Consider the following 2660-nt stretch of genomic DNA (forward strand, 5'->3'; position numbering starts at 1 on the left):
GCCGGCGACGGTGGCGGCGGTCGGCTCGATCGCCGTGGCCGGCATGGTCCGCTCCGGCTATCCGCGCGCCTTCGGCGCGGGGATCATCTGCAACGCCGGGACCCTGGGTATCCTCATCCCGCCATCGATCGTGATGGTGGTCTACGCCGCCGCCACCGAGACCTCGGTGGGCAAGCTGTTCGTCGCCGGGGTGGTTCCGGGGCTGCTGCTCGGGGTGATCCTGATGGTGGTGATCTACATCGTCGCACGGGTCAAGAAGCTGCCGGCGCAGCCGCGCGCCAGCTTCCGCGAGTGGCTGGCCGCCGCACGCCGTGCAGGCTGGGGCCTGTTGTTGCTGGTGATCATCCTCGGCGGCATCTATTCCGGGCTGTTCACCCCCACCGAGGCGGCGGCGGTGGCGGCAGTGTACTCGGCCTTCGTCGCGCTGTTCGTGTACAAGGACATGCGTCTGCGCGACTGTCCCAAGGTGCTGCTGGAGTCGGGGCGGCTGAGCATCATGCTGATGTTCATCATCGCCAACGCCATGCTCTTCGCCCACGTGTTGACCACCGAGCAGATCCCCCAGCAGATCACCGAATGGGTGGTGCAGGAAGGCCTGACCCCGATCGGCTTCCTGCTGATGGTCAACGTGGTGCTGCTGGTCGCCGGCAGCTTCATGGAGCCCTCGGCGATCGTGCTGATCCTGGCGCCGATCTTCTTCCCCATCGCCATGAAGCTGGGCATCGACCCGATCCACCTGGGCATCGTCATGGTGGTGAACATGGAGATCGGCCTGGTACACCCGCCGGTCGGCCTCAACCTGTTCGTCACTTCGGCGGTCACTGGCATGCCGCTGGGGGCGACCATCCGCGCGGCGCTGCCGTGGCTGATGATCCTGCTGCTGTTCCTGATCCTGGTGACCTACGTGCCGTTGATCTCGCTGTGGCTGCCGGGCCTGCTGGGCATGAGTTGAGGTCGCGGCGGCGGGGCGCGGGACGCGCTCCGCCGCTGGCGCAAGGCTACGATCGGCGCGGCTTATAGCTACTATCGGTGCTGTCGCGCAGTGGTAAGACCATGGTCGTATGGTTCGTGGGGTGTGCGCTCGCTACAACTGGGCACAACAAAAACAACACTCACGTACCGAGGTTAAAGCCATGTCTGCGGCATCCCTGTACCCCGTGCACCCGGAAGCGGTGGCACGGACCTTCACCGACGAAGCCACCTACAAGACGATGTACCAGCAGTCCGTCGTCAACCCCGACGGCTTCTGGCGCGAGCAGGCCCAGCGGATCGACTGGATCAAGCCGTTCGAGAAGGTCAAGCAGACCTCCTTCGACGACCATCACGTGGACATCAAGTGGTTCGCCGACGGCACCCTCAACGTGTCGCACAACTGCCTCGACCGTCACCTCGCCGAACGCGGCGACCAGGTGGCGATCATCTGGGAAGGCGACGATCCCGCCGACCACCAGGAAATCACCTACCGCCAGCTCCACGAGCAGGTCTGCAAGTTCGCCAACGCCCTGCGCGGGCAGGACGTGCACCGCGGCGACGTAGTGACCATCTACATGCCGATGATCCCCGAGGCCGTGGTCGCCATGCTTGCCTGCACCCGCATCGGCGCGATCCACTCGGTGGTCTTCGGCGGCTTCTCCCCCGAGGCCCTGGCCGGACGCATCATCGATTGCAAGTCGAAGGTGGTGATCACCGCCGACGAAGGCGTGCGCGGCGGCAAGCGTACTCCGCTGAAGGCCAACGTCGACGACGCCCTGACCAACCCTGAAACCTCCAGCGTGCAGAAGATCATCGTCTGCAAGCGTACCGGTGCGGAGATCAAGTGGAACCAGCACCGCGACGTCTGGTACGACGACCTGATGAAGGTTGCCGGCAGCACTTGCGCGCCCAAGGAAATGGGCGCCGAGGACCCGCTGTTCATCCTCTACACCTCCGGCTCCACCGGCAAGCCGAAGGGCGTGCTGCATACCACCGGCGGCTACCTGGTGTACGCCTCGCTGACCCACGAGCGGGTCTTCGACTACCGTCCGGGCGAAGTCTACTGGTGCACCGCCGACATCGGCTGGGTCACCGGCCACACCTACATCGTCTATGGCCCGTTGGCCAACGGCGCCACCACCATTCTGTTCGAGGGCGTACCGAACTACCCCGACGTGACCCGCGTGGCGAAGATCATCGACAAGCACAAGGTTAACATCCTCTACACCGCGCCGACCGCGATCCGCGCGATGATGGCCGAAGGCAAGGCGGCGGTGGCCGGTGCCGACGGTTCCAGCCTGCGTCTGCTCGGTTCGGTGGGCGAGCCGATCAACCCGGAAGCCTGGCAGTGGTACTACGAGACCGTCGGCCAGTCGCGCTGCCCGATCGTCGACACCTGGTGGCAGACCGAGACCGGCGCCTGCCTGATGACCCCGTTGCCGGGCGCCCATGCGATGAAGCCGGGCTCCGCGGCCAAGCCGTTCTTCGGCGTGGTCCCGGCGCTGGTGGACAACCTCGGCAACCTGATCGAAGGCGCCGCCGAGGGCAACCTGGTGATCCTCGACTCCTGGCCGGGCCAGGCGCGGACCCTGTTCGGCGACCATGACCGCTTCGTCGACACCTACTTCAAGACCTTCAAGGGCATGTACTTCACCGGCGACGGCGCGCGCCGCGACGAGGACGGCTAC

Annotated in this window: 2 protein-coding genes; both read left to right on the top strand. The window is 65.8% G+C overall.

Going from position 1 to position 2660, the window contains the following annotated elements:
- Positions 1-952: C4-dicarboxylate TRAP transporter large permease protein DctM (gene dctM / locus HMPREF2581_RS24975; RefSeq protein ID WP_049267058.1), on the top strand; the 952-nt coding region annotated here is incomplete at its 5' end.
- A gap of 181 nt (positions 953-1133) precedes the next feature.
- Positions 1134-2660 (top strand): acetate--CoA ligase (gene acs, locus HMPREF2581_RS24980; protein WP_049262492.1); only part of this gene is annotated, 1527 nt, incomplete at its 3' end.

Source organism: Pseudomonas sp. HMSC057H01 (assembly GCF_001836405.1).
Taxonomy (GTDB): domain Bacteria; phylum Pseudomonadota; class Gammaproteobacteria; order Pseudomonadales; family Pseudomonadaceae; genus Pseudomonas; species Pseudomonas aeruginosa.